This is a genomic window from Arthrobacter sp. NPDC080031 (assembly GCF_040702485.1).
Classification (GTDB): Bacteria; Actinomycetota; Actinomycetes; order Actinomycetales; family Micrococcaceae; genus Arthrobacter.
In genome coordinates, this window is the sequence record NZ_JBFBLA010000059.1 from 1 (window position 1) to 2,431 (window position 2,431).

At 65.8% G+C, this 2,431-nt stretch carries 1 protein-coding gene; it reads left to right on the forward strand.

All coding sequences use genetic code 11. The features are described 5' to 3' along the window. Nucleotides 1-14: 14 nt before the first annotated feature. Nucleotides 15-2,431 (forward strand): pyruvate dehydrogenase (acetyl-transferring), homodimeric type (gene aceE / locus AB0323_RS23940; RefSeq protein WP_366179544.1); only part of this gene is annotated, 2,417 nt, incomplete at its 3' end.

The following is a 2,431-nucleotide window of genomic DNA, read 5'->3' on the forward strand; positions in this document are numbered from 1 at the left end:
AAGAGAGGTTGGACGTGGCTGCAGGAGAAGAGACCTCACACATCCTTAGCGGGTTGACTTCCCAGCTGCCTGATCGTGATCCGGAAGAGACTGCCGAGTGGGTTGAGTCTTTGGATGCGTTGATCAGGGAGCAGGGCACGGAGCGGGCGCAGTTCATCATGCGCAGCCTGCTTCAGCGGGCGGGGTCCCAGTCGGTGGGGGTGCCGATGGTGACGACCACCGATTACGTGAACACGATCCCGGCGGACCAGGAAGCGCCGTTCCCGGGCAACGAGGAGTTCGAGCGCCGGTACCGGGCGTACATGCGCTGGAACGCGGCCGTGATGGTGCACCGGGCCCAGCGCTCGGACATCGGGGTGGGCGGGCACATCTCCACCTATGCCGGGGCCGCGACCCTGTACGAGGTCGGCTTTAACCATTTCTTCCGCGGCAAGGACCACCCCTCGGGCGGGGACCAGGTCTTCTTCCAGGGACACGCGTCCCCGGGCATGTACGCCAGGGCGTTCATGGAAGGCCGGCTCACCGAGGAGGACCTGGACGGGTTCCGGCAGGAAAAGTCCAAACAGGGCCACGCCCTGTCCTCCTACCCGCACCCGCGCCTGATGCCCGCGTTCTGGGAATTCCCGACCGTGTCCATGGGCATCGGCCCGATGAACGCGATCTACCAGGCCCAGTCCAACCGCTACCTGCACGACCGCGGCCTCAAAGACACCTCCGGGCAGCAGGTCTGGGCGTTCCTGGGCGACGGGGAAATGGACGAGCCCGAGTCCCGCGGCCTGCTCCAGCTCGCCGCGAACGAGAACCTGGACAACCTGAACTTCGTGATCAACTGCAATCTCCAGCGCCTGGACGGGCCGGTAAGGGGCAACGGGAAGATCATGCAGGAACTCGAAGCGTTCTTCCGCGGCGCGGGCTGGAACGTCATCAAGGTCGTCTGGGGCCGGGAATGGGATGACCTCCTGGCCAAGGACACCGACGGGTCCCTGGTGAAGATCATGAACGAAACCGTCGACGGGGACTACCAGACCTACAAGGCCGAATCCGGCGGGTTCGTCCGCGAACACTTCTTCGGGAAAACCCCGGCCACCAAGGACATGGTCGCGGACCTGGACGACGAGCAGATCTGGAACCTCAAACGCGGCGGCCACGACTACCGCAAGGTCTACGCCGCGTACAAGGCAGCGACCGAGTTCAAGGGCAAACCCACCGTGATCCTGGCCAAGACCGTCAAGGGCTACGGACTCGGACCCCACTTCGAGGGCCGCAACGCGACCCACCAAATGAAGAAACTCACCATGGAAGACCTCAAGGCCTTCCGCGACCACCTGCGCATCCCCATCACGGACGCCCAGCTCGACACCGACCTGTACCGGCCCCCGTACTACCACCCCGGCATGGACGCCCCGGAAATCCGGTACATGATGGACCGCCGCGCGGCCCTGGGCGGCTCCGTGCCCGAACGCCGCTCCACGCACACCCCCGTGGTGCTGCCGGACGCGAAGTCCTACGAGGTCGCCAAGCGCGGCTCCGGCAAGCAGCAGGCCGCCACCACCATGGCCTTCGTGAGGCTCCTGAAGGACCTCATGCGGGACAAGAACTTCGGCACACGCTTCGTCCCGGTCGTCCCGGATGAATCCCGGACCTTCGGCATGGACGCGTTCTTCCCCACCGCGAAGATCTACAACCCCAAGGGCCAGAACTACCTCTCCGTGGACCGGGACCTCGTCCTGGCCTACAAGGAATCCCCCATGGGCCAGCTCATCCACCCCGGCATCAACGAAGCCGGCGCCGTCGCGGCCTTCACCGCCGCCGGCACCGCCTACGCCACCCACGGCGAACCCCTCGTGCCGATCTACGTGTTCTACTCCATGTTCGGCTTCCAACGCACCGGCGACGCCTTCTGGGCCGCCGCGGACCAAATGACCCGCGGCTTCATCATCGGCGCCACCGCAGGACGGACCACCCTCACCGGCGAAGGACTCCAACACGCCGACGGACACTCCCCCATCCTGGCCTCCACCAACCCCGCCGTGCTCACCTACGACCCCGCCTACGGCTACGAAATCGGCCACATCATCCGCGACGGACTCGAACGCATGTACGGGGAACACTCCGCCGACAGAAACCTGATGTACTACCTCACCGTGTACAACGAACCCATCACCCAGCCCGCGGAACCGGAGAACCTCGACATCGAGGGCCTCCTGAAGGGCATCTACCTGCTGGCCCCGGCGGAGCCGGAGGACCGGGACAACAAGCACCCCCGCGCCCAGCTCCTGGCCTCCGGCGTCTCGGTCCCCTGGGCCCTGGAAGCCCAGAAAGTCCTCGCCCAGGACTGGGGAGTCTCCGCCGACGTCTGGTCCGTGACCTCCTGGAACGAACTCCGACGCGACGGACTCGCCGCCGAAGAACACGCCTTCCTGAACCCCGG